The organism is Streptomyces sp. NPDC051315, from assembly GCF_044455165.1.
Lineage (GTDB): Bacteria > Actinomycetota > Actinomycetes > Streptomycetales > Streptomycetaceae > Streptomyces.
This window is the reverse complement of record NZ_JBITEN010000019.1, coordinates 85253-108764: the sequence shown is the minus strand read 5'-3', so window position 1 is coordinate 108764 and position 23512 is coordinate 85253. Positions and strand designations below refer to the sequence as shown.

Below are 23512 nucleotides of genomic sequence, written 5' to 3'. Positions count from 1 at the left end.
CCCGCCCGCACCGGCGCGGAGCGACGCCTAGCTCGCCAGGACCTCCTCCGGCGCCCCGCTCACCTGCGGCTCGGCCAGCCTGACCTCGGTCGTGGCGCTCGCCGTCTGCCGGTGCGCCGGATCCCGTACCTCGCCCACCAGCAGCTCCAGTACGTCCTCCAGCGCGACCAGGCCCAGCACCTTGCCCGAGGCGTCGGCGACCTGGGCCAGATGGGTTGCCGCCCTGCGCATGACAGTCAGCGCGTCGTCGAGCGGCAGCTCCGAGCGGAGTGTCGTCATCGGGCGCCACACCTGCTGCGGGACCGCCCGGTCGGAGTCCTCCAGGTCGAGGACGTCCTTCACATGCAGGTAGCCCATGAAGGCGCCGTTCTCCGCGGCGACCGGGAAGCGGGAGTAACCGGTGCGGGCCGTGAGGCCGACGATCTCGCCGGGGGTGACCGCGGGACTCACCGTCACCAGCGACTCGCGCCTCAGCAGCACGTCCGTCACCGGGCGGGAGCCCAGCTCCAGCGCGTCCTCCAGCCGCTCCTGCTCCTCGGGGTCGAGCAGACCCGCCTGACCGGAGTCCTCCACCAGCCGGTTGAGCTGCTCGCTGGTGAAGACCGCCTCCACCTCGTCCTTCGGCTCGACGCGGAAGAGGCGCAGGATGCCCTGGGCGCAGGCGCCGAGGGCGACGGTGATCGGACGGCAGAAGCGGGCGAAGTAGACCAGGCCGGGGCTGAGCCACAGCGCGGCCTTCTCCGGGGCCGCCATGGCGAGGTTCTTCGGGACCATCTCGCCGATGACGAGGTGGAGGAAGACCACGACCGCCAGCGCGATGACATAGCCCAGCGGGTGGATCATGCCGTGCGGCAGGTGGATCCACGCGAAGACCGGCTCCAGCAGGTGCGCGACCGTGGGTTCGGCGACCGCGCCCAGGGTGAGGGAGCAGACGGTGATGCCGAACTGGGCCGCGGCCATCATCTGGGGCAGGTGTTCCAGACCGTGGAGGACCTGACGGGCCCGGGCCGTGGCGAGCGGCTCGATCTGGCTGCGGCGCACCGAGACCAGGGCGAACTCCGCGCCGACGAAGAAGCCGTTCGCGAGCACCAGCAGGGCCGCGAAGGCGAGTTGGAGGACGCTCATCGGGCGACCTCCACGACCGCGCCGGTGCGCACCAGCCGGACCCGTTCGGCCCGGTAGTGGCCGACGCGGCGCACCGACAGGCGCCAGCCGGGCAGCTCGGCCCGGTCACCGACGGCCGGGATGCGGCCGAGCAGGTCGGCGACGAGCCCGGCGACCGTCTCGTACGGCCCCTCCGGCACGTCGAGGCCTATGCGCAGCAGGGTGTCGACACGGCAGCGGCCGTCGACGTCCCAGGCGGGCCGGCCGTCCTCGGGCGGGGCGGCAGCGAGTTCGGGGGTGTCCAGGCCGTCGTGCTCGTCGCGGACCTCGCCGACGATCTCCTCGACGATGTCCTCCAGGGTCACCACGCCGGCCGTGCCGCCGTACTCGTCGACGACGACGGCGATGGGCTGCTCGCTGCGCAGCCGGGCCAGCAAGGGCTGGACGGGGAGGGTCTCGGGGACGAGCAGCGCCGGACGGGCGATACGGCCGACCGGGGTACGCAGCCGGTCGTGGACGGGGACGGCGAGGGCGTCCTTGAGATGGACCATGCCGACGATCTCGTCGATCTTCTCGCGGTAGACCGGGAAGCGGGACAGGCCGGTGGCCCGGGTCAGGTTGACCACGTCCTCGGCGGTGGCGGACACCTGCAGGGAGCTGACCTTCACACGCGGGGTCATGACGTGCTGCGCGGTCAGCTCGGCCAGGGACAGGGTCCGCACGAAGAGGTCGGCCGTGTCCTGTTCGAGGGTGCCCGCCTGGGCGGAGTGCCGGGCCAGGGAGACGAGTTCGCCGGGGGTGCGGGCGGAGGCCAGCTCCTCGGTGGGCTCGACGCCCAGGGCGCGCACGAGGTGGTTGGCGACGGCGTTCAGGCCGGCGATGACCGGCCGGAACAGGCGGGCGAAGGCGTACTGCGGGCCGGCGACGAAGCGCGCGACCTGCATCGGCCTGGACACCGCCCAGTTCTTGGGGACGAGTTCGCCGATCACCATCTGCACGGCGGAGGCCAGCAGCATGCCGACGGCGACGGCGACACCGGAGACGGCGCCCTCGGGGATACCGATCGCGGTGAACGGGCCGTGGAGCAGCTCCGCGAGCGCGGGTTCGGCGAGCATGCCGACGACGAGGGAGGTGATGGTGATGCCGAGCTGGGTGCCGGAGAGCTGGAAGGACAGCTCCTTGAGCGACTCGACGACCGTACGGGCTCGTCTGTCGCCCTCGGCGGCGGCCTTCTCGGCGTCCGGGCGCTCGACGGTGACGAGGCCGAACTCGGCGGCCACGAAGAAGCCGTTGGCGAGAATCAGCAGGAACGCGGCTGCCAGGAGCAGCAGGGGGGTGGTCATGATGCCGCCGCCTCCGCAGAGCCGCGGGCCGAGAGGTCTCGGTCCGCGCCATGTCGGCAGGGGGCGGCGCAGGTACTACAGGACGATCCGTCCATCGCCGGAGAGCGTCACTCCTCGGGTAGCAGGAACCCCTGTGCGCCGGGCACGGCACGACAGGGGCGGAGACGCAAGGGACACGTCTCCGCCACCAGATTAATCAAGACACGGGCTTCTGCGTCAGGGTGGACGGCCCCGAGTCAGCCCTGATCTTGCTCGGGGTCGCGGACGGAGCGGGCCTCGACGAGGGTGCGCAGCGTGCGCGCGTCGGCGATGGCACGCTCCTTGGCGATGCCCGGCTGGATGCCGAGCGCGGGCAGGCTGGTGCCGTCACTGAGGTCGAGGAACACCCAGGGGTCGCCCGGACGGAGGTTCACCCGGAGGATCTCCGCCCAGTCCAGGCGCCTCCTGCCGGCGATGTTCACGACGGTGACACCCGATTCGTCGGCCACGACCCGGACCCGGGCGAGCCGGGCCAGCACCCAGAAGATGAGGCCGCCGGTCACGATGAAGCTGAGCCGCTCCCCCGGACCGAGCTCCAGGAGCAGCGAGATGGCCGAGATGACGACGAAGATCACCACGCCGGCGGTGAGCAGCACCGCGCGGGTGCGGCCCGGCCGGAACGTGACGGGCAGGGCGGGAAGGTCGGACATGGCTGCGGCTCTCAGAGACGGTCGGACACGGCTGCGGTCTCAGAGACGGCAGGCGTGGATGGCCGTGGTCAGGATGGCGCGGGCGCCGATGTCGTAGAGGTCGTCCATGACCCGCTGGGCTTCCTTGGCGGGGACCATGGCGCGGACGGCGACCCAGCCCTCGTTGTGCAACGGGGAGACGGTCGGCGACTCCAGGCCCGGGGTGAGCGCGACGGCCTTCTCCAGCTGCTCGACGCGGCAGTCGTAGTCCATCATCACGTAGGTCCGGGCGACGAGGACGCCCTGCAGGCGGCGCAGGAACTGCTGCACCTTGGGTTCCTCGCCGTCCGAGCCGGTGCGGCGGATGACGACGGCCTCGGACTTCATGATCGGCTCGCCGATGACCTCCAGGCCCGCGTTGCGCAGGGAGGTGCCGGTCTCGACGACGTCCGCGATGACCTCGGCGACACCGAGCTCGATGGCGGTCTCGACGGCGCCGTCGAGGTGGACGACGGAGGCGTCGATGCCGTGGTCGGCGAGGTGCTTGGCGACGATTCCCTCGTAGGAGGTGGCGACCGTCATGCCGTTGAGGTCCTGCACGCCCTTCGCCGTGCCGGGCTTGGTGGCGTAGCGGAAGGTGGAGCGGGCGAAGCCGAGCGGGAGGATCTCCTCGGCGTTGGCGCCGGAGTCGATGAGCAGGTCGCGGCCGGTGATGCCGATGTCGAGGCGGCCGGAGGAGACGTAGATCGCGATGTCGCGGGGGCGGAGGTAGAAGAACTCGACCTCGTTCTCCGGGTCGACGATGCGCAGCTCCTTGGACTCGCGGCGCTGCTGGTAGCCGGCCTCATGCAGCATCTCCGCCGCAGGGCCGGACAGTGAACCCTTGTTGGGGACGGCGATGCGCAGCATGAGGCGAGCTTCCTTCGTTCGTACGGAAAGGGGGTGCGGTGCGGCTCAGAGGTGGGCGTAGACGTCGTCCAGGGAGATCCCGCGGGCGACCATCATCACCTGGACGTGGTACAGCAACTGCGAGATCTCCTCGGCGGCCGCGTCCTTGCTCTCGTACTCGGCGGCCATCCAGACCTCGGCGGCCTCCTCGACGACCTTCTTGCCGATGGCATGGACGCCCTTCTCGACCAGTTCGGCGGTGCGGGAAGTGGCGGGGTCGCCGGTGGCGGCCTTCTGCTGGAGCTCGGTGAAGAGCTCCTCGAACGTCTTCTTGGACATGGTGGCGCCCACTTTACGCGTTGTGCCGACCGGTCTAACGCCACGGTTCGGATACTGAGCGGAGGGTGGCCGCGGTCGCGACCGCCGCCGTCACCGCCTCGTGGCCCTTGTCCTCGCTGGAGCCCTCGATGCCGGCCCGGTCCAGGGCCTGCTCCTCGGTGTCGCAGGTGAGGACGCCGAAGCCGACAGGGACACCGGTGTCGACGGAGACCTGGGTGAGGCCCTGGGTGACGCCCTGGCACACGTACTCGAAGTGGGGGGTGCCGCCGCGGATGACCACACCGAGGGCGACGATCGCGTCGTAGCCGCGTCCGGCGAGGACCTTGGCGACGACCGGGAGCTCCCAGCTGCCGGGGACCCGCAGCAGGGTCGGCTCGTCGATGCCCAGGTCGTGCAGGGCGCGCAGGGCGCCGTCGACCAGACCGTCCATCACCTTCTCGTGCCACTGGGCCGCGATGACGGCGACCCTGAGGTCACCCACATTGCGTACGGACAGTTCCGGTGCGCCCTTGCCGCTCACGTCTCTCCTTCGTGCCTTCGTGCTGTCGTACTGTGCTTACTGGTTGCCGCAGGGGGACACGGGGGCCGCGTCCAGCCAGGGCAGGTCGTGTCCCATCCGGTCCCGCTTGGTGCGCAGGTAGCGGATGTTGTGCTCGCCCGCCTGTACGGGCATCGGCTCGCGTGCGCCGACCTTGAGGCCGTGGCGCATCAGCGCGTCGGTCTTCTCCGGGTTGTTGGTCATCAGCCGCACGCTGCGCACGCCGAGGTCCTCGAGGATCTGGGCGCCGGCCGCGTAGTCCCGGGCGTCGGCGGGCAGGCCCAGCTCCAGGTTGGCGTCGAGCGTGTCGTGGCCCTGCTCCTGGAGTTCGTACGCCCGCAGCTTGGAGAGCAGGCCGATGCCGCGGCCCTCGTGTCCGCGCAGGTAGACGACCACGCCCCGGCCCTCGCTCTGGATGCGCTCCAGGGAGGCGTCGAGCTGGGGGCCGCAGTCGCAGCGCAGGGAGGCGAAGACGTCGCCGGTGAGGCATTCGGAGTGGACGCGGACCAGGACGTCCTCGCCGTCGCCGATCTCGCCGTGGACGAGGGCGACGTGTTCGACGCCGTCGACGCTGGAGCGGTAGCCGTACGCGGTGAAGGTGCCGTGGACGGTGGGCAGGCGGGTCTCGGCCTCGCGGCGGACGGTGGGCTCGGCGGTGCGGCGGTAGGCGATCAGGTCCTTGATGGAGATGATCGTCAGGCCGTGCTTGCGGGCGAACGGGATGAGTTCGGGCAGGCGCAGCATGCGGCCGTCCTCGCCGGCGATCTCGACGATCGCGCCGGCCGGGCGCAGGCCCGCGAGGCGGGCGAGGTCGACGGCGGCCTCGGTGTGGCCGTCGCGGACGAGCACACCGCCGGGCTTGGCGCGCAGCGGGAAGATGTGGCCGGGGCGGACCAGGTCGGTCGGCTCGGCGGTACCGCTCGCCAGGAGCTGGAGGGTGGTGGCGCGGTCGGAGGCGGAGATGCCGGTGGTGACGCCGTGCGCGGCGGATGCGTCGACGGAGACGGTGAACGCGGTCTTCATCGACTCGGTGTTGTCGTCGACCATCTGCGGGAGCCGGAGCCGGTCCAGCTCGTCGCCCTCCATGGGGGCGCAGATCAGACCGCGGCACTCGCTCATCATGAAGGCGACGATCTCGGGGGTGGCCTTCTCGGCGGCGATGACGAGGTCGCCCTCGTTCTCGCGGTCCTCGTCGTCGACGACCACGACCGGCCGGCCGGCCGCGATGTCGGCGATGGCCCGCTCGACCGGGTCGAGCGCGAAGTCCTCGATGCCGTCGGTGCGGTACAGGATGGGTGCGGCGCTCATGCCGGCGCTCCTTCCAGAGCGGGCTGCGGGCCCCGGCGGGAACGCAGCCACCAGTCGCGCATGCCCCACAGGACGAGCGCGCCGTAGATGACGTAGACGAAGCCGGAGAAGGCGTAGCCGTTGGCGAAGTTCAGGGGGACGCCGACGAGGTCGACGAGGAGCCAGGCGAACCAGAACTCGACCATGCCGCGGGCCTGGGCGTACATGGCGACGATGGTGCCGACGAAGATGTAGGCGTCCGGCCAGGGGTCCCAGGACAGGGTGGGGTAGGCCTTGAAGAGGAGGGCCACGGCGACCGTGCCGACGGCCGCGGCGGCGAGCATGGCCGCCCGCTCGGGCCAGGTGGCGAACCTGGGTGCGATATGGCCGTCCGCGGTCCGGCCCTTGTCGCGGCTCCACTGCCACCAGCCGTACAGCGCGACGGCCATGACGACGGCCTGCTTGCCGGCGCTGCCGGTCAGGTGACCGAAGAACGCGCCGAAGAGGATGAGGCCGGAGAGGAACTGCACGGGCCAGCTCCAGATGGACCGGCGCCAGCCGAGGGCGAGGGCCGCGAGGCCGAAGATGTTGCCGATCATGTCCGACCAGAGGATGTGCTGGTCGAAGAGGACGAAGGCCTCGGAGTTCAGCGCGTTCACTGCGCGGCCCCCTGAGCGGTCGTCGTGGTGAGGAGGCGCTCGACGTACTTGGCGACGATGTCCACCTCGAGGTTGACCGGGTCGCCGGGCTGCTTGAGGCCCAGGGTGGTCAGCGCGAGGGTGGTGGGGATGAGGCTGACGGTGAAGTGGTCGGGGCCGGCGTCGACGACGGTGAGGCTGATGCCGTCGACGGTGATGGAGCCCTTCTCGACGACGTACCGGGCGAGGCCGGCGGGGAGCGAGATCCTGACGATCTCCCAGTGCTCGGACGGCGTGCGTTCGAGTACCTGGCCGGTGCCGTCCACGTGGCCCTGGACGATGTGACCGCCGAGGCGGGCGCCGACGGCCGTGGGCCGTTCGAGGTTGACGCGGGAGCCGACGGAGAGGGAGCCGAGGCTGGAGCGGTTCAGGGTCTCCGCCATGACGTCGGCGGTGAACTCGTCGCCCTCGTGGTCGACGACGGTGAGACAGACCCCGTTCACGGCGATGGAGTCGCCGTGCTTCGCGCCCTCGGTGACGACGGGTCCGCGCAGCCGGAAGCGGGAGGCGTCGCCGAGGTTCTCGACGGCCGTGACCTCGCCCAGCTCTTCGACGATTCCGGTGAACACTTCCCGGGTCCTCCTGCCTCGTAGGGCACGGACTCCGGGGCCTGTCGATGACGACAGAAAGTACGGGCGAGGACACCGGGGGCGACGCCGGACAGACTCGTCCGCGGACGAGTACGCATACGGCGGCGCGCACGAATGCCCGCCCGCGCGCACTGCCTCCCATCCGGACTTTAACCGTCGGTCCAGGAATTTCACCTGGTCAACCGGCCGCTGGAAGCGACCGGGTCGCGGACTGTAACCGCCGGTTCGGACTTTCACCGACCCCGGAGTGCGCTGCTTTAGGTACAGGGCCAGTGTGCCACGGCCGATCGTCGTCCATACGGGCGAAGAGTGTGGGGTGGCTCACAGACGGTAGGGGTGGACTTGCCGGGCCGGCCTCTGGCGCCCAACTCCCCGCCGCCGGGGCACGCTTGAGAATGGTCCATACCTATTGACGCACTGGTCTAGTCCTCTCTAGGGTCTGCGCAACTTCCGTGGAGAGGAACCGACTGTGCTGTCCCTTTCACGACACCGGGCGAGATCCGCACTGGTCGCGGCCGCCGCCACGATCACGGGCCTGCTGCTCGCCGGCCTGCCGGCCACCGTCTCGCGCGCGGCCGACCAGGGCTCCTGCCGCCCCGACGGGCTGTACGCGACGCCGGGCGTCGACGTCCCCTACTGCTCGGTCTACGACTCGGCCGGCCGGGAGAGGATGGGCGCCGACCACCAGCGGCGCGTGATCGGCTACTTCACCGGCTGGCGCACCGGCAGGGACGGCACGCCCGCCTACCTGGCCCCCGACATCCCGTGGGACAAGGTCACCCACCTCAACTACGCGTTCGCGCACATCGACGGGAGCAACCGGATCTCCGTCGGCGCCGACAGCACCACCAACGCGGCGACCGGGATGACCTGGCCGGGCGTGGCCGGCGCCGAAATGGACCCGGGTTTCCCCTACAAGGGGCACTTCAACCTGCTGAACAAATTCAAGAAGCGGCACCCGGACGTCAAGACGCTGATCTCGGTGGGCGGCTGGGCGGAGACCGGCGGTTACTTCGACGACAGCGGCACGCGCGTGAACTCGGGCGGCTTCTACTCGATGGCCACGAACGCCGACGGCTCGGTCAACCAGGCGGGCATCGACACGTTCGCCGATTCCGCGGTGGACTTCATCAGGAAGTACGGCTTCAACGGCGTCGACATCGACTACGAGTACCCGACCTCCATGAAGGACGCGGGCCATCCGCTCGACTGGCCCCTCTCCAACGCCCGTCGGTCCGGCCTGGTCAAGGGCTACGCGGCCCTGATGAGGACGCTCCGCGAGAAGCTCGACCGGGCGGGCGCGGCGGACGGCCGGCACTATCTGCTGTCGGTGGCGGCGCCCTCGTCCGGATATCTGCTGCGCGGCATGGAGACCTTCCAGGTCCAGAAATACCTGGACTACGTCAACATCATGTCCTACGACCTGCACGGCGCCTGGAACGAGTACGTCGGTCCGAACGCCTCCCTCTTCGACGACGGAAAGGACGCCGAACTCGCCGCGGCCGGCGTGTACTCCACGTCCCAGTACGGCGGAATCGGTTATCTGAACACCGACTGGGCCTACCACTACTTCCGTGGCTCGATGCCGGCCGGACGGATCAACATCGGACTCCCCTATTACACCCGGGGATTCAGGAACGTCACCGGCGGCACCGACGGGCTGTGGGGCAGGGCGCCCTCGACCACCTGCCCGGCCGGGTCCGGGCTCACCAAGTGCGGTGACGGCGCCGTCGGCATCGACAACCTGTGGCACGACCTCGACACCGAGGGCAAGGAGTCGCCGGCGGGTTCCAACCCGATGTGGCACGCGAAGAACCTGGAGAAGGGGATCGTCGGGGACTACGTGACGGCGTACGGCTTCCCGGCCGGCACCCGTCTGACCGGCACCTACACGCGGAAGTACGACTCCACCCTGGTCGCTCCCTGGCTGTGGAACGCCGAGAAGAAGGTCTTCCTGTCGACCGAGGACGAGCAGTCCGTCAACGCCAAGGCGGACTACGTCGTCGACCAGGGCATCGGCGGCACGATGGTGTGGGAGCTGGCCGGCGACTACGGCTGGAACGCGGCCGAGGGCCAGTACGAGCCGGGGTCGACACTGACCTCCGCGATGTACGAGAAGTTCAAGTCGGCGTCCCCCTACGGCGCGACGCGGTCGACGGTCGAGCTGCCCACGCAGGCGGTGCGGATCGACGTGGACTTCGCGCAGTTCCCGCTCGGCGACTCCAACTACCCCATCAGCCCCAAGCTGAAGATCACCAACAACACCTCGGCGACCCTGCCCGGCGGCACCGAGTTCCGCTTCGACTACGGCACGTCGGCGCCCGGCAACGCCAAGGACCAGTCCGGCTGGGGGACTTCGGTGATCCGCAGCGATCACACGGGGAACAACGTCGGCGGACTCAAGGGCGACCACCACCGGGTCTCGCTGAAGCTGCCGGCCTGGCAGACGCTGGCGCCGGGGGCGTCGGTGGAGCTGGACTTCGTCTACTACCTGCCGGTGTCGACGCCGTCGAACTGGACGGTGACGTTCGGCGGGAGGACGTACGCGCTCGCCGGCGACCTGGCGCGGGGCGTGACGGTGGTGGAGCCGGGCACGGCGACCCCGTCACCGTCGGGCACCCCGTCGGCGAGCCCCTCGGGCACACCTTCGGGAACCCCTTCGTCCTCTCCGTCCTCTTCCGGTGGGCAGTGCACGGCCGCGGCCTGGAACTCCGCCACGGAGTACACCGGCGGCAGCGTGGTGTCCCACCGGGCGCACTCCTGGAAGGCCAGGTGGTGGACGAAGGGCGAGGAGCCCGGCACCACCGGCGAATGGGGGGTGTGGCAGGACCTCGGATCCTGCTGACCCGGTAGACCGGCCCGGCGGCGGTGACGACGGCCCTTGCCCGCCGCCGGGCCTTCCACCCCGCGTGCCCTGCCCACCGCCGGGCCTCCCACCTCGCGGTTCCGGCAGGGTGACGCCAAGACGACGACCGCGGACGTATGGGCCGTGCTGAACCCTGACAAGCTGGACTTCCTACGACGTCAGGTCGGCCGGGCGTAGCGCCTCGCGCGGACAGCTGTCACGTGTGCGCGGGCTGCCCGGTCTCCACTGGCGAAGGGCGCTCCGACCGGCGCGCCCCACGTGCGAAGGGGCTGACCAGCATGACCACGATTCTGGTGACCGGCGGGACCGGAACCCTCGGACGGCCCGTCACCGAGCGGCTGCGCGCGGACGGGCACGAGGTGCGGGTACTGAGCCGGCACACCGAGCCGTACGCCGTCGATCTGCGCGAGGGCGGACCGGGACTGGACGCGGCCGTGGCGGGTGTGGACACGGTCGTGCACTGCGCCACGTCCCCGCGCGGGGGTGACGAGCCGGCCGCCGCGCGTCTGATCGAGGCGGCGCGGACGGCGGGTGTCGGTCACCTGGTGTACATCTCGATCGTCGGGGTGGACCGGGTGCCGTTCGGCTACTACCGGTCCAAGCTCGCCGTCGAGAGGCTCGTGGCGGAGTCGGGACTGGGCTGGACCGTACTGCGCGCGACCCAGTTCCACGATCTGCTGGTCCAGCTGTTCGAGGCGTTGTCGAAGGTGCCGGTGATGCCGCTGCCGGCGGAGGTGAGCGACCAGCCCGTGGAGGTGGCGGAGGTCGCGGAGCGGCTCGCGGAGCTGGCGGCCGGGGCACCGGCGGGGCAGGTCGACGACATGGCCGGACCCGAGGTCCGTCCCCTCGAGTCGCTGGCCCGCGCGTACCTCACGGCGGCAGGCAAGCGGCGGGCGGTGGTGAACGTCCCGCTGGGCGGCGCGGCCTACCGCGCGTTCCGGGCCGGGGGGCACCTGGCGCCGGAGTTCGCGGCCGGCAAGGGGACCTTCGAGGAGTATCTGGCGAGGCGGTTCCGCGGCTAGGGCCTGCCCGACGCGGCCCGGGGTGTGCGGGGCGGCCGTCGGGCGTCCTCGGCAGCGCGGTCAGGGGGTGCCGAACAGCTGGGCCTGCGCGGATTCGCGGGCCGTGAGCAGCGCCCCGCGCAGCACCGCGGCGCCGCCCAGGCCGCTCGGTCGTACCTCCGTGGGCGGGGGAGCCATCCGCCGCAGCCGCTCCTCCACCCGTGCCGCGAGCACCTCCCCGCCGGCCCGCCCGACCTCGCCCCCGAGCACCACGCACCCGGGGTCCAGGACGGCCACGACGGAGGCGGCCCCGAGGGCGAGGCGATCGGCGAGGGCGTCGAGGAAACGGGCGGCGGCGGCCCGTGCCGCGTCCGGTGCGGGGTCCGCCTCGCGCGGTGCCACGGGCGTCGGCTCCGCCGGGCCCCCGGGCGGTGTCCTGGGCCCCGCCGCGCGCCCGGACGCCGCCTCGCCCCCGGTCTGCGCCGCCGGCGCCGCGCCGTCCCCGCGCCCGGCCTCCACCCCACGGCCCCCGCCCACCGTCAGCACCGCCTCCCGCACCGCAGCCGCCCCCCGAGGTTCGTCGCCCTCGGGGCTCGGTTCGAGTCCGTGCTCCGCGGCCAGCGCGACGATCGCCGCCGACCCGGCGAGGGAGTGGAAGCCGCCCTCGCAGTCGGTCGCCGAGGGCAGTCCGCCCGTGCCGGGCACCGGCAGGAAGCCGATCTCGCCGGTGCCGCCGGAGGCCCCGCGGCGCAGAGCGCCGTCGAGGACCACGGCGGCGCCCGTGCCGTGGCCGAGCCACAGCAGGACGAAGGTGTCACGGTCCCGGGCGACGCCCTCGCGCTGTTCGGCGAGGGCGGCGAGGTTGGTCTCGTTCTCGACGCTGACCCGGGCCTCGGGCAGTCGTTCCTGGAGGGCGGCGGCCAGGCGGCGGTGCCAGGCCGGCAGGCCGGAGGAGTCGCGCAGTTCGCCGCTCGCGGGGTCGATCAGGCCGGGCGCGCCGATCCCGACGGTGTGCAGGCGGTCGGCGCCGGCCTCCTTGACCACCCGCTCGACCAGCGTCACCGCCCGCTCGACGGCGGGGCCCGTGCCGGTGTCGCCGCCGATCGGCACGGACGCCTCGGCGAGCACCCGGCCGACCAGGTCGGACACGAGCACCGCGACGCCCTCCGTGCGCACGTCCAGGGCGACCAGGTGGGCGCGGTCGGCGACGATGCCGTACAGCTTGGCGTTGGGGCCGCGGCGCTGCTCGCCGGCCTCGCCGACGACCTCGATCAGACCGGCGGTGGTGAGGCGTTCGACGAGGTCGGCGACGGTCGGCCGGGACAGGCCGGTGAGCTGCTTCAACTGCCCTGCCGTCAGGGGGCCTCGGTCCTGCAGCAGCCGCAGGGCGAGCCGGTCGTTGATGGCCCGGGCGGTGCGCGGGGATGCGGGCATGCGCGGAATCCTCCCACGGGGCGCCGGGTGTGGCCCCGGGCGGCCCTCTATTTATCAGGCAGGGTTCCTGATAGTTTACGTCGGCGGTGCGCTCCGAGGAGAGGACGGCACCGGTATCGGCTGGAGGGGACGGAGAATGAGCGAAGTGGCCTGCGCGCCGTCGGACCTGCGGCGCGCCCGGTACGCCGTGGCCGCCGTGTTCACCGCGCACGGGGCGGTCGCCGGCTCGTTCGCCACCCGGGTTCCCTGGGTCCAGGACCACGCCTCGGTCAGCGCCGGGCAGTTGGGGCTCGCCCTCGCCTTCCCCGCGCTCGGCGCGTCGGTCGCGATGCCCGTCGCGGGCCGGATCAGCCACCGGTTCGGCGCCCGGAACGCCCTGCGCGGCCTGATCGCCCTGTGGACGCTGGCCCTGGTCCTGCCCTCCCTCGCCCCGAACCTGCTGACGCTCTGCCTGGCCCTGTTCGTCTTCGGCGCCACGGCGGGCATGGCGGACGTGGCGATGAACGCGCTCGGCGTGGAGGTCGAGAACCGGCTCGGCCGGTCGATCATGTCCGGCCTGCACGGCATGTGGAGCGCGGGTGCCCTGATCGGCTCGGCCGGCGGGACCCTCGCCGCGCACCTGGGCACGGACGCCCGGCTGCACCACCTCCTGGCGGCCGCGGTGCTGACCGTGGTGGGGGTGGCAGCGTGCGCCTGGGTCCTCGACCTGCAGCCCGCCGAGGACGAGGAGCCGCCCCCTCGGTTCGCCCTGCCACCCAGGTCGGCGCTGCTCATCGGCGCCGTCGGCTTCTGCGCGGTGTTCGCGGAGGGCGCGAGTCTGGACTGGTCGGCGGTCTATCTGCGCGACCGGCTCGACTCCTCGGCGGGGCTCGCCGCCGCGTGCACGACCGGTTTCACACTCACCATGGCGATCGCACGGATCGTCGGCGACAAGGTGGTGGACCGCTTCGGCTCCGTACGGACGGTCCGCACGAGCGGCGTCCTCGCCGTGCTCGGCGGTCTGCTGATCGTCGTGGCGGATCGTCCCGCGACGGCGATGGGCGGGTTCGCGCTCATGGGGCTGGGGATCGCCGTCGTGGTCCCGCTCTGCTTCGCCGCGGCGGGCCGCAGCGGCCCCAACCCGAGCCAGGCCATCGCGGGCGTCGCGACCATCACGTACACCTCCGGCCTGATCGCGCCGAGCGCCATCGGCGGTCTGGCCCAGGCGACCAGTCTGACGGTGTCGTTCGGGCTGGTGACGCTGCTGGCCTGCGGGCTGGTGGCGTTCGCGGGGGTGCTGCGCTCGGGCGACCGCGACCGGCCCCGGGTCAGCCGGCCGGGCGAAGCAGTTCCCGGCCCGCGGACCTGAGCGTCTCGCTCCACGGCGCGGGGCGCATGGTCGCCGCGTCCAGCCGGACGAGGACCCGGGTGCCCCGCGCGTAGGTGACCGCGCCGTCGGCCGAGCAGAACCGGAAGCCGTACGTCAGACCGGTGGTGCCGAGCCGCTCCAGCCACAGGTGGACGGCGTACGCGCCCGGCTTGGTGACCGGGGCCTCGTAGGTGATGCGCAGTTCCTTCACGGCGTTGCAGGCGTCACCGGCCGCCGCCCAGTCGCCCTCGAAGCGGACCCCGTGTCCCTGCCACAGCTCGCTCCAGGCGCGCTCGACCATCAGCGGGTAGCGGGCGTTGTGCAGCAGTCCGAGCGCGTCGAGGTCGTCGAAGTGGACGGTGACGGGGACGAGCCGGCCGTACGACAGGGCGGGAGCGGTCGGGGCTTCGGCGGTCACGGGTGGGGCTCCTGAGGTGCGGGGACGAGGTACTCGGACAGGTGTACTGCACAACCGTCCCTATCCTAAGCGGTCGCTCACCCTCTCTTTTCACGCGAGAATGGGCCGGACACCGCACGTACGAACGAAAGCGAAACCGCACCATGGATCTTGGCGTCCGCTGGAAACTGCACGGCGACGGACGCACCCCGGCGCCCGGCGCGGTGGTCCGCCCCGACGAGCGGCTCTCCTGGCCCCGCACGGTCGGGCTCGGCGCCCAGCACGTGGTGGCCATGTTCGGGGCGAGTTTCGTGGCGCCCGTCCTGATGGGCCTGGACCCCAACCTGGCCATCATGATGTCGGGTGTCGCGACCGTCATCTTCCTGCTCGCGACCCGCGGCCGGGTCCCCAGCTACCTCGGCTGCTCCCTCTCCTTCGTCGGCGTCGCCGCCGTCATCCGCGCGCAGGGCGGCACGAGCGCCACGGTCACCGGAGCGGTCCTCGTCGTGGGCGTGGCACTGTTCCTGGTGGGGCTGGCCGTGCAGCGCTTCGGCGCGCGGATCATCCACGCCGTGATGCCGCCGGTCGTGACGGGCGCGGTCGTGATGCTGATCGGCTTCAACCTCGCCCCGGTCACCGCCGCCACCTACTGGCCGCAGGACCAGTGGACGGCCCTGCTGGTCATGCTGTTCACCGGTCTGGCGGTGGTCTGCCTGCGCGGTTTCTGGTCCCGCATCGCGATCTTCCTGGGCCTGGTCCTCGGGTACGGGGTCTCCTGGGCGTTCGACCGGATCTTCGGCCGGATCCACTCGGCGGACGCGAGCGGCAAGGTCACCGACCACTGGCGGCTGGACCTCTCCGCCGTCGGCCAGGCCGACTGGATCGGGCTGCCCTCCTTCCACGGCCCGTCCTTCGAGTGGTCGGCGATCCTCGTCGCGCTGCCCGTCGTCATCGCGCTGGTCGCGGAGAACGCGGGGCACGTCAAGGCGGTCGGCGAGATGACCGGCGACCGGCTCGACGACAGGCTCGGCACGGCGATCTCCGCCGACGGCCTGGGCTCGGTGCTCTCCACCGCGGTGGGCGGCCCGCCCAACACCACGTACTCCGAGAACATCGGCGTGATGGCCGCGACCCGCGTCTACTCCACGGCCGCCTACTGGGCCGCCGCCGGCTTCGCACTGCTCTTCGGCCTGTGCCCCAAGTTCGGCGCTGTGGTGGCCGCGATCCCGGGCGGCGTCCTCGGCGGCATCACCGTCATCCTCTACGGCATGATCGGCCTGCTCGGCGCCCAGATCTGGATCAACGCCGAGGTCGACCTGCGCAACCCGCTGAACCTGGTGCCGGCCGCCGCGGGCATCATCATCGGCGTCGGCAACGTCACCATGGAGTTCACCGACACCTTCTCCCTCAGCGGCATCGCCCTCGGCACCCTGGTCGTCATCACCGGCTACCACGCCCTGCGCGCCTTCGCCCCGGCCCACCTCAAGACCCAGCAGCCCCTGCTGGACGAAGGCACGTCGTCCTACGACACGCAGGATCACCAGGGAGACCGTGAGACGGAGCCGCGGGCGCGTTCATAGGCGTACGACGGGCTGAGGGTGCCCGCCGCTCCCTTGCGGCCGTCGGACTCGCCGGGCGGCTTCCACCACGGACAGGCGTCGACACGGACCGGTGGTGCGGGTGGGGGCCCGGCCGGTCCCCGCCCGTCGGGGTCGCACCACTGGCCTTCGGCGGGCGGGCCGTCGCCGTTGCGGGCGGTGCCGATGACGGCACCCCGGTGCGACGGTCCGCCGAGGGCGTCCAAGGAGCCGCCGGTCGCAGGCGATCCCGTCGGCCGCGCGGCGGAAGTCGCAGACCTCGCCGAGGACGCCGGCGGAGGCGGCCGAGGCGGCTCCGGCCTGTTGCGGGTGCTCCACCGGCCGGTTCCGCCGCTCGCGTGAGCCTCGCACCCCGTCGTTCCCCCTCCGGCGCGACGGAGGCGTTACCCCGTTCCGGGGAAGCGCCGGGTCCGTCGCCCCGCGGCCCGGTCCAGGGCTGCGACCCTTCCCCCATGCCCCACGTGGAACAGTTCGCCCCTCCCCTGGACCCTCCCGGCCTCCCCCTCGACGCGGTGCTCTCCCGGCTGCGCGCCCTCGACGCGACTCTGCCGCCCCGGGACGGGGTCGCGGTCTTCAACCGTGTCTACCTCGCCGTCACGGAGGAGGTGGACCGGCGCATCGAGGCGGGCCGGTTCCCGGACGCGCGGGCCGCGATCACCCTGGACGTGCGGTTCGCCGAGCGCTACCTCGCCGCGGTGGACGCGGCGGCGTCCGACCGCCGCCCGCCGGCCTGCTGGCGCCCGCTGTTCCAGTTCCGCCGCCATCCCGGCGTACGACCGCTGCAGTTCGCGCTCACGGGCATCAACGCGCACATCGGGCACGACCTCGCCCTCGCCGTGGTGGACGCCTGTCGCGGCCTCGGCTGCGAACCGGCCGACCTGGAGGACGAGTTCGACCGTGTGGGCGACCTCCTCGTCGCACTGGAGGAACGCATCCGCGAGGAGCTGATGCCGGGACCCGACCTGCTCCAGATCGCCGATCCGCTCACCCATCTCCTCGGCTCCTGGAGCCTGGAGCGCGCCCGCGACGCCACCTGGTCCGCCGCCCGCGCCCTGTGGGCGCTGCGCGGACTCCCGGACCTCGCCGAGGAGTTCACCACCCGTCTGGACGCGGCGGTCGGCTTCGCGGGCCGCATGCTGCTGACCCCGCTGCCGCGGTGACCGCCGTCAGTCCTCCGGCAGTTCCACCGGCGCGATCTCGTCGTACACGTCGCCCGGGCCCGGGTTGGACGCGTCCGTCGCGCCGCCGAAGTGGTGCATGACCCCCCAGACCGCGTTCAGCGCGGTCTGGACGGCGCCCTCGGCCCAGCCGGCCGTCCAGGAGATGTCGTCGCCGGCGAGGAAGATGCCCCGCTTGTCCTCGGGCAGGCGGTCCTGCATGAAGTGGGTGAACAGGCGCCGCTGGTAGCGGTAGTGGCCGGGCAGGTTGGCCTTGAACGCGCCCATGAAGTAGGGCTCGTTCTCCCAGGAGACCGTCACCGGGTTGCCGATGATGTGCTTCCTGATGTCGACCTTCGGATAGATCTCGCCGAGCGACTTCAGCATGACCTCCATCCGCTCGTTCGCGGACAGCGGCAGCCACTTCAGGCTGTCGTCGCACCAGGTGTAGGAGAGGCAGATGACGGCCGGCTTGTCGGGGCCGTCGTCGAGGAGGTAGGTACCGCGGGTCATGCGGTCGGTGAGCGTCATCGACATGACGTCCCGCCCGGTCTCCTCGTCCTTGTCAAGCCAGAACGGCCGGTCGACCGGGACGAAGAGCTTGCTGGACTCCATGTAGTGGGTGCGCTCGATCGCCGTCCAGTGGTCGATCGGGAAGAGCGAGTCGTCGCAGGCGATCTTCGACAGCAGCATCCACGACTGGGCCGTGAAGACGGCCGCCTCGTAGGTGCGGATGTCGCCGTTCGCGTCCGTCACCGTGATCCGGTTGCCGGCGGTGCGGTGCAGCCGGGTCACGGCCGGGCGGGGCTCGCCGCCCTCGTGCAGGCTCGCCAGCGAGGTGCCGTGGGGCCAGTGGACGATCTTCTCCGGCTCGCGCTCCCACAGGCGCAGCGGCAGCTGCTGGGAGCCGCCGACGATACCGCGGTGGTGGTCGTCGGCCTCGGTGTAGACGACGCGGAGGATCTCCAGGATGGAGTTGGGGAAGTCGGTGTCCCAGCCGCCCGTGCCGAAGCCGACCTGGCCGAAGATCTCGCGGTGCCGGAAGGACCTGAAGGCCTCGGAGTCGCAGAGGAAGCCGTAGAAGGTCTGGTTGTCGAGCTTCTCGACGAGCTTCGCCCAGATCTCGCGGATGCGCGGCACGTCCCGCTCGCGCATCGCGCGGTTCATGTCCGAGAAGTCGGCGCCCTCTTCGAGGCACCGGTTCCACGCCTGGGCGACGTCCCGGTAGACCTGCGGCAGGTCGTCGATCGTCTCGGCGTAGTGCGACTCGCCCTTGAGGTCGACGACGGTCGACGGGGTCGCCTCGGCGAGGGGGTTGGGGAAGGGCCGGGTCTCCAGCCCCACCAGGTCGATGTAGTGCTGCAGCGCCGTGGAGGACGGCGGGAAGCGCATCGCGCCCATCTCCGCGGTCAGCGACGGGTCGCACCCCTCGAAGCCGACGGTGCGCAGACGGCCGCCGATTCGGTCGGCCTCGTACACGACGGGCTTGAGGCCCATCTTCATCAGCTCGTACGCGGCCACGATGCCGGACAGGCCGCCGCCGATGACCGCGACCTCGGTGCCGTGCTCGGTCGCCGGTATCTGGCCGAGGCCCGCCGGGTGGGCGAGGAAGTCGTCGTACGCGTACGGGAAGTCCGGGCCGAACATGGTGATCGGCGGCTGCTGCTCGTCTGCGTGCTCGACGGCGTTGGGCACCGTGGACGTCATGGGGTACGGACTCCTTGCGCGAAAAGAACTGGGGGGAGGCTTGCGAGGGCTCAGACGAGGGACCCGTAGAGGCCGGGGCGGCGGTCGTGCAGATACGGGTTCGCCTCGCGGGAGGCGGCCAGCAGGACGGGGTCGGCGTCGGCGAACACCAGCTCCTCGCCGCGTCCGGCGCGGGCGCGGGCGACGCCGTCGGGCCCGGCCAGCGTGGAGAGCCCGACGAACTCGAACTCCCCTTCCGTACCCGCCCGGTTGACGTACGCGACGTACATCTGGTTCTCGAAGGCGCGCACCGGGATCACCGACTCGGCGACGAACTGGAAGGGGTGCATCTGCGCCGTCGGTACCACCAGGAGGTCCGTGCCGGCCAGGGCGTGGGCGCGGACGTTCTCCGGGAACTCGACGTCGTAGCAGATCATCAGGCCGACGGTCAGGCCGTTCAGCTCGGCCTGGACGACCGGCTGCGCGCCGGGCGTGAAGTGGTCGCGCTCGAAACAGCCGAAGAGGTGGGTCTTGCGGTAGTTCGCGAGGCGGGTGCCGTCGGCGGAGATCAGCTGGGCGGAGTTGTACACCGTCCCGCCGTCGCGCTCCGGGTAGCCGTACGCGAGCGCCAGGCCGTGCCGGGTGGCGATCTCCGCCGCCGCGTCGGCGGCCTCCCCGTCGGCGGGCTCCGCGAGAAGGGCGATGTCGTCGCCGATCGCGTACCCGGTGAGGAACATCTCCGGCGCGACGAGCAGCCCGGCACCCGCGGCGGCGGCCCGGCCCGCGGCCTCGTCGAGGACCTTGAGGTTCTCGACGACCTGACCGGGGCGGCCGGAGCTCTGGAGCAGGGCGGTGCGCATGCGTGTTCCTCACCGGTACGAGGGGGTTTCGGGGGGTCACGTAGACGGTACGGGCGGCCGGCCAGGGCGGACAAGGAGAAGCCGTTGCGCGCTGGTGAGCGGTTCGTTGCGTCGGTGCCGGGCACGGCGGCGATTCGTTGCGCGCCCCTCATGGGCGGCGCAGGCCCCTCACCCGGCCGCACGCACCCCTCACCGGCCACGTACACCGTTCCGGCCAACGCGCACTCCTCACTCGGCCGCGGGCACCCCCACCCGGCCGCGCCCACCCTCACCCGCGGCGCCGGTACAGCACCAGCGCCGTCACCAGGTACGGCACGGCGAACAGCGCGAACGCGGTGCCGTGGCCGCCCGTGGAGGCGAGGACCGCGTAGGTGCCGTACACGGCGATGGTGGCCAGCTCGGTGCCCAGGCCCGCGACCGAGGTGAGGGTGGCCCGCCCGGTGCCCTCGATGCGCTGCTGCAACCGGACGTCGGCCAGCACGGTCGCCAGCTGGAAGCCGCCGAAGGCGACGGCCACGAGGGCGAAGCCGGCCGGTGTCCCGGCGGTCGCGCCGACGGCGAGCGCTAGCGCGGAGACCGACAGCACCGCGGCGACGCCGTTGCGGCCGAGCCGTTCGGCGGGGCCGGCCAGGAGGCTTCCGGCCGTGACGCCGCCCCAGACCAGCACGAGCAGGTAGGGCACGGCCACGTCCGGTACGCCGGTGTCCCGGGCCAGCAGGGGGGTGTACTCGTCGAGGGCGCCGAAGACCGCGGCGACGGCGGGGACCAGCAGCAGCGCGCCGCGGACGGAGCGGTCCCGGCGGGCTTCGGCGAGACCGGACCGCAGGGTCGCGGCCCAGTGCTCGCTGCCGGGAGCGGCGGCCCGGTGTTCCGGGAAGCGGGTCGCGACGGCGGCGGTGAGCAGGCAGGCGAGCACGCTGGCCGCGCCGACCGCCGGGTACCCGTACACCGCGAACACCGGTCCGGCCACGGTCATGGCCGCCGTGGTGGCGACCTGTCCGGCCGCGTGGGCACGGCCCATGACCCGGGCGTAGCGGTCCGCCGCGCCGAGCCGCTCCAGCTCCTCGTAGACGAGCGCCTCCAGCGCACCGGAGCCCAGCGCGCCCCGGGCGCCCCACAGGACGAAGCCGGCGGCGAAGGCCCAGTACGACGGGACGAGCACCCACAGGGCGAAGCCGGCCGCGCCCAGCAGCGGGCCGAGCCACAGCAGCAGCCGCCGGGAGACGGCGTCCGCCCAGGCGCCGGAGGGGACCTCCAGCAGGACGCCGGTCGCCGACCACAGGACGAACAGCGACGACATCTGCCAGACGGACAGACCGGTGTCCGCGAACAGCAGCGCGTACACCGGGTAGAGCAGGACGAACTCGTCGAGGAACGAGTAGCCGTACAGCGTGAGCGTGAGCCGTCGTACGTCACGGGCGCCGACGGGCAAGCGCGCAGGTGAGAGAGTCATGAGGCCTTCCCGCAGGGACAGTTCGGACACCGGGGGTACGGCGTCCGAGGCGGCCCTCGGGAGGCACGGCTGGTGGATCAATGTCGCCAGGTCATGGGACCGAGCGTAGACCCGTCCCCGTACGGGTCACCACCGTTTTGCGCGGGCGGCCCGCAGGCTCACCGGCTCAGGTGGGTGATCCGGACGAGAACCGGCGCAGCAGCGGGGAGAGCACCAGCACGGACTTCGTCCGCTCCACGAACGGCTCCCCCGCGATGCGCTCCAGCACGCGCTCGAAGTGGCGCATGTCGGCGGCGAAGACCTGGGCGACCGCGTCCGCCTCCCCGGTGACGGTGGAGGCGGCCACGACCTCCTGGTAACGCTCCAGGCCTCGCTGGATGGTCTCCGGCGAGGTGTTGCGCCGGCAGTAGATCTCGACGAACCCCTCGGTCTCCCAGCCGAGGGCCGCCGGGTCGACGCGCACGGTGAAACCGGTGATGGCTCCGGTGGCGCGCAGCCGGTCCACGCGCCGTTTCACGGCGGGCGCGGAGAGGCCGACGAGCTGCCCGATGTCCGCGTAGGAGCGGCGGGCGTCCTCGGCGAGGGCGTGCACGATGCGTTCGTCGAGATCGTTCAGCACGGAGGGTGGTTCACTTCACTTCTGGCGTGGCGAGACGGGAACGGCGATAGCCGTAGAGGAAGTAGAACACGAGACCGGCGGCCATCCAGAACCCGAAGACGACCCAGGTCACGGTGTCGAGGCTGAACATGTTGTAGGCGCAGAAGGCGAAGCCGAGGAGCGGCAGGACCGGGCCGAACGGCACCTTGAAGGTGCGCTCCAGCTCCGGGCGCCGGTAGCGCAGGATGATCACCGCGACGTTGACCAGGGCGAAGGCGAACAGCGTGCCGATGCTGGTGGCGTCGACGAGCTTGCCCAGCGGGATCACGGCGGCGAGGACGCCGCAGAAGAGCGACACGACGACCGTGTTGAGGCGGGGCGCGCCGGTCTTCGGGTCGACCTTGCCGAGCGCCTTGGGCACCAGGCCGTCGCGGGACATCGCGAAGAGGATGCGGGTCTGGCCGTAGAGCACGGTGAGCACCACGCTCGCGATGGAGATGACGGCGCCGAGCGCGAGCAGGGTGCCCCAGAAGGTCTGACCGCTGACGTCGTTCATGATCGCGGCGAGGGAGGCCTCCGAGCCCTCGAACTCCGTCCAGTGCCAGGCGCCGACGGCGACGGCCGCGACGAGCACGTACAGCGCGGTCACGATGATCAGCGACAGCATGATCGCCCGCGGCAGGTCACGCTTGGGATCCTTCGCCTCCTCGCCCGCGGTGGAGGCGGCGTCGAACCCGATGTAGGAGAAGAACAGCGTGGCTCCGGCGGCGCTCACGCCGGCCATGCCGAGCGGCATGAAGTCGGCGTAGTTGCCGGACTTGAAGCCCATGAAGCCGACCGCGCAGAACAGCACCAGCGCGGCGATCTTCACCGCGACCATGATGGTGTTGGCGCGCGCGGACTCCCGCACCCCGCCGAGCAGGAACACCATCGCCAGCAGGACGACGATCAGGGCGGGCAGGTTGACGATCCCGCCCTCCCCCGGCGCCGAGGACAGCGCGTCCGGGATGGTGACCCCGATGGTCCCGCCGAGCAGCTCGTTGAGGTATTCGCCCCAGCCGACGGCGACGGCGGCCACCGACACGCCGTACTCCAACACCAGGCACCAGCCGCAGACCCAGGCGACGAGTTCGCCCATGGTTGCGTACGCGTACGAGTAGGAGGAGCCCGCGACGGGGATGCTGCCCGCCAGCTCGGCGTAGGACAGGGCCGAGAACAGCGCCGTGAGACCGGCGATCACGAAGGCGAGGGTGACCGCGGGACCGGCCTCGGGGACGGCGTCGCCGAGGACGACGAAGATGCCCGTACCGAGCGTCGCGCCGATGCTGATCATGGTGAGCTGCCACAGCCCAAGGGAGCGCCTGAGCGAGCCTCCCTCGCCCTGGCCACCCTCGGCGACCAGGCGTTCCACGGGCTTGCGCCGCATGAGGCGCGCGACCGGCCCCGGGGACGCGGGGGCGGTCTTGCTGCGCTGTTGCGGGGGTGCGCCTTGGTCGAGCACGCGCTGACTCCTTCGTCGCTGCCGATCGGGGCGGCGGGGACCGGCGGGCAGACCTGCGCGGGCAGGAACCCATCGAGCGGGGTCCTCGCCACGCCACGTACAGCGCATGACCCTACGAGGAGGAGCGTTGCCGTTGTAATGCAGCAACCTTGCGCGTC

The 23512-nt window shown here is 71.9% G+C and carries 22 protein-coding genes and 1 riboswitch; of the genes, 5 read left to right on the top strand and 17 right to left on the bottom strand.

Features of this window, described 5'->3' with window-relative positions; genetic code table 11:
- Window positions 1-27: 27 nt before the first annotated feature.
- The 9 genes from ACIBBD_RS30690 to ACIBBD_RS30650 form a co-directional block, all read right to left on the bottom strand.
- A complete protein-coding gene (locus tag ACIBBD_RS30690; protein WP_399422820.1) occupies window positions 28-1125 on the bottom strand; it encodes a hemolysin family protein in 1098 nt (365 codons plus the stop codon).
- Complete coding sequence (locus tag ACIBBD_RS30685; protein WP_399422819.1) at window positions 1122-2447, bottom strand: hemolysin family protein; 1326 nt, start codon at window positions 2445-2447, stop codon at window positions 1122-1124. The genes ACIBBD_RS30690 and ACIBBD_RS30685 overlap by 4 nt, the downstream gene beginning before the upstream one ends.
- A gap of 236 nt (window positions 2448-2683) precedes the next feature.
- Entirely contained in the window at window positions 2684-3136 is a 453-nt protein-coding gene (locus ACIBBD_RS30680; RefSeq protein ID WP_399422818.1) for a PH domain-containing protein, read from the bottom strand.
- 39 nt (window positions 3137-3175) lie between these two features.
- The gene (hisG, locus tag ACIBBD_RS30675) at window positions 3176-4024 is read right to left on the bottom strand and encodes an ATP phosphoribosyltransferase (RefSeq protein ID WP_399422817.1); all 849 of its coding nucleotides are present in this window, start codon (window positions 4022-4024) and stop codon (window positions 3176-3178) included.
- 45 nt (window positions 4025-4069) lie between these two features.
- Entirely contained in the window at window positions 4070-4342 is a 273-nt protein-coding gene (locus tag ACIBBD_RS30670; RefSeq protein ID WP_399422816.1) for a phosphoribosyl-ATP diphosphatase, read from the bottom strand.
- Between the two features lie 34 nt (window positions 4343-4376).
- Complete coding sequence (gene ribH / locus ACIBBD_RS30665) at window positions 4377-4862, bottom strand: 6,7-dimethyl-8-ribityllumazine synthase (RefSeq protein WP_004002733.1); 486 nt, start codon at window positions 4860-4862, stop codon at window positions 4377-4379.
- A 36-nt stretch (window positions 4863-4898) separates the two neighbouring features.
- Window positions 4899-6188 (bottom strand): bifunctional 3,4-dihydroxy-2-butanone-4-phosphate synthase/GTP cyclohydrolase II, encoded by a 1290-nt coding sequence (locus ACIBBD_RS30660; RefSeq protein WP_399422815.1) that lies wholly within the window; start codon window positions 6186-6188, stop codon window positions 4899-4901.
- Entirely contained in the window at window positions 6185-6826 is a 642-nt protein-coding gene (locus ACIBBD_RS30655; RefSeq protein WP_399422814.1) for a nicotinamide riboside transporter PnuC, read from the bottom strand. The genes ACIBBD_RS30660 and ACIBBD_RS30655 overlap by 4 nt, the downstream gene beginning before the upstream one ends.
- The gene (locus ACIBBD_RS30650; RefSeq protein ID WP_399422813.1) at window positions 6823-7434 is read right to left on the bottom strand and encodes a riboflavin synthase; all 612 of its coding nucleotides are present in this window, start codon (window positions 7432-7434) and stop codon (window positions 6823-6825) included. Before ACIBBD_RS30650 ends, ACIBBD_RS30655 begins: the two co-directional genes overlap by 4 nt.
- A gap of 145 nt (window positions 7435-7579) precedes the next feature.
- A riboswitch (FMN riboswitch) is annotated at window positions 7580-7710 on the bottom strand.
- Window positions 7711-7924: 214 nt separating this feature from the next.
- Between ACIBBD_RS30650 and ACIBBD_RS30645 the strand changes: the two genes are divergently transcribed.
- A complete protein-coding gene (locus ACIBBD_RS30645) occupies window positions 7925-10300 on the top strand; it encodes a chitinase C-terminal domain-containing protein (protein ID WP_399422812.1) in 2376 nt (791 codons plus the stop codon).
- A 299-nt stretch (window positions 10301-10599) separates the two neighbouring features.
- Window positions 10600-11343, top strand: coding sequence for an SDR family oxidoreductase (locus tag ACIBBD_RS30640; RefSeq protein ID WP_399422811.1), 744 nt, complete (start codon window positions 10600-10602; stop codon window positions 11341-11343).
- Window positions 11344-11403: 60 nt separating this feature from the next.
- Here ACIBBD_RS30640 and ACIBBD_RS30635 read toward each other — a convergent pair whose 3' ends face one another.
- Window positions 11404-12756: an ROK family transcriptional regulator gene (locus tag ACIBBD_RS30635; protein ID WP_399422810.1), complete on the bottom strand. Its 1353-nt coding sequence runs from the start codon at window positions 12754-12756 to the stop codon at window positions 11404-11406.
- Window positions 12757-12892: 136 nt separating this feature from the next.
- On the opposite strand from ACIBBD_RS30635, the gene ACIBBD_RS30630 reads away from it, so the two are divergent.
- The gene (locus ACIBBD_RS30630; RefSeq protein WP_399422809.1) at window positions 12893-14104 is read left to right on the top strand and encodes an MFS transporter; all 1212 of its coding nucleotides are present in this window, start codon (window positions 12893-12895) and stop codon (window positions 14102-14104) included.
- Here the strand turns inward: ACIBBD_RS30630 and ACIBBD_RS30625 are convergent.
- Window positions 14064-14522 carry an acyl-CoA thioesterase gene (locus tag ACIBBD_RS30625; RefSeq protein WP_399422808.1) on the bottom strand — a complete coding sequence of 153 codons (459 nt, stop codon included), beginning with the start codon at window positions 14520-14522 and terminating at the stop codon, window positions 14064-14066. The genes ACIBBD_RS30630 and ACIBBD_RS30625 overlap by 41 nt on opposite strands.
- 143 nt (window positions 14523-14665) lie before the next feature.
- Here ACIBBD_RS30625 and ACIBBD_RS30620 point away from each other — a divergent pair, with 143 nt between their 5' ends.
- On the top strand, window positions 14666-16081 hold the full coding sequence (locus ACIBBD_RS30620) for a uracil-xanthine permease family protein (protein WP_399422807.1): 1416 nt from the start codon (window positions 14666-14668) through the stop codon (window positions 16079-16081).
- Here the strand turns inward: ACIBBD_RS30620 and ACIBBD_RS30615 are convergent.
- Entirely contained in the window at window positions 16039-16305 is a 267-nt protein-coding gene (locus ACIBBD_RS30615; RefSeq protein WP_399422806.1) for a glycoside hydrolase family 6 protein, read from the bottom strand. The two genes, ACIBBD_RS30620 and ACIBBD_RS30615, sit on opposite strands and share 43 nt — an antisense overlap.
- A 246-nt stretch (window positions 16306-16551) precedes the next feature.
- Between ACIBBD_RS30615 and ACIBBD_RS30610 the strand changes: the two genes are divergently transcribed.
- On the top strand, window positions 16552-17259 hold the full coding sequence (locus tag ACIBBD_RS30610) for a DUF5995 family protein (RefSeq protein ID WP_399422805.1): 708 nt from the start codon (window positions 16552-16554) through the stop codon (window positions 17257-17259).
- Window positions 17260-17265: 6 nt separating this feature from the next.
- Here the strand turns inward: ACIBBD_RS30610 and ACIBBD_RS30605 are convergent, their stop codons facing one another.
- The 5 genes from ACIBBD_RS30605 to ACIBBD_RS30585 all read right to left on the bottom strand — a co-directional run bounded on the left by ACIBBD_RS30605 (window position 17266) and on the right by ACIBBD_RS30585 (window position 23354).
- Window positions 17266-18963, bottom strand: coding sequence for a flavin monoamine oxidase family protein (locus ACIBBD_RS30605; protein ID WP_399422804.1), 1698 nt, complete (start codon window positions 18961-18963; stop codon window positions 17266-17268).
- Between the two features lie 50 nt (window positions 18964-19013).
- Window positions 19014-19802, bottom strand: a complete 789-nt coding sequence (locus ACIBBD_RS30600; RefSeq protein ID WP_399422803.1) for a carbon-nitrogen hydrolase family protein — start codon at window positions 19800-19802, stop codon at window positions 19014-19016.
- Between the two features lie 268 nt (window positions 19803-20070).
- Entirely contained in the window at window positions 20071-21255 is a 1185-nt protein-coding gene (locus tag ACIBBD_RS30595; RefSeq protein WP_399422802.1) for an MFS transporter, read from the bottom strand.
- Between the two features lie 166 nt (window positions 21256-21421).
- Window positions 21422-21874: an Lrp/AsnC family transcriptional regulator gene (locus tag ACIBBD_RS30590; RefSeq protein ID WP_276111955.1), complete on the bottom strand. Its 453-nt coding sequence runs from the start codon at window positions 21872-21874 to the stop codon at window positions 21422-21424.
- Window positions 21875-21884: 10 nt separating this feature from the next.
- Window positions 21885-23354 (bottom strand): amino acid permease, encoded by a 1470-nt coding sequence (locus ACIBBD_RS30585; RefSeq protein WP_399422801.1) that lies wholly within the window; start codon window positions 23352-23354, stop codon window positions 21885-21887.
- Window positions 23355-23512 lie beyond the last annotated feature (158 nt).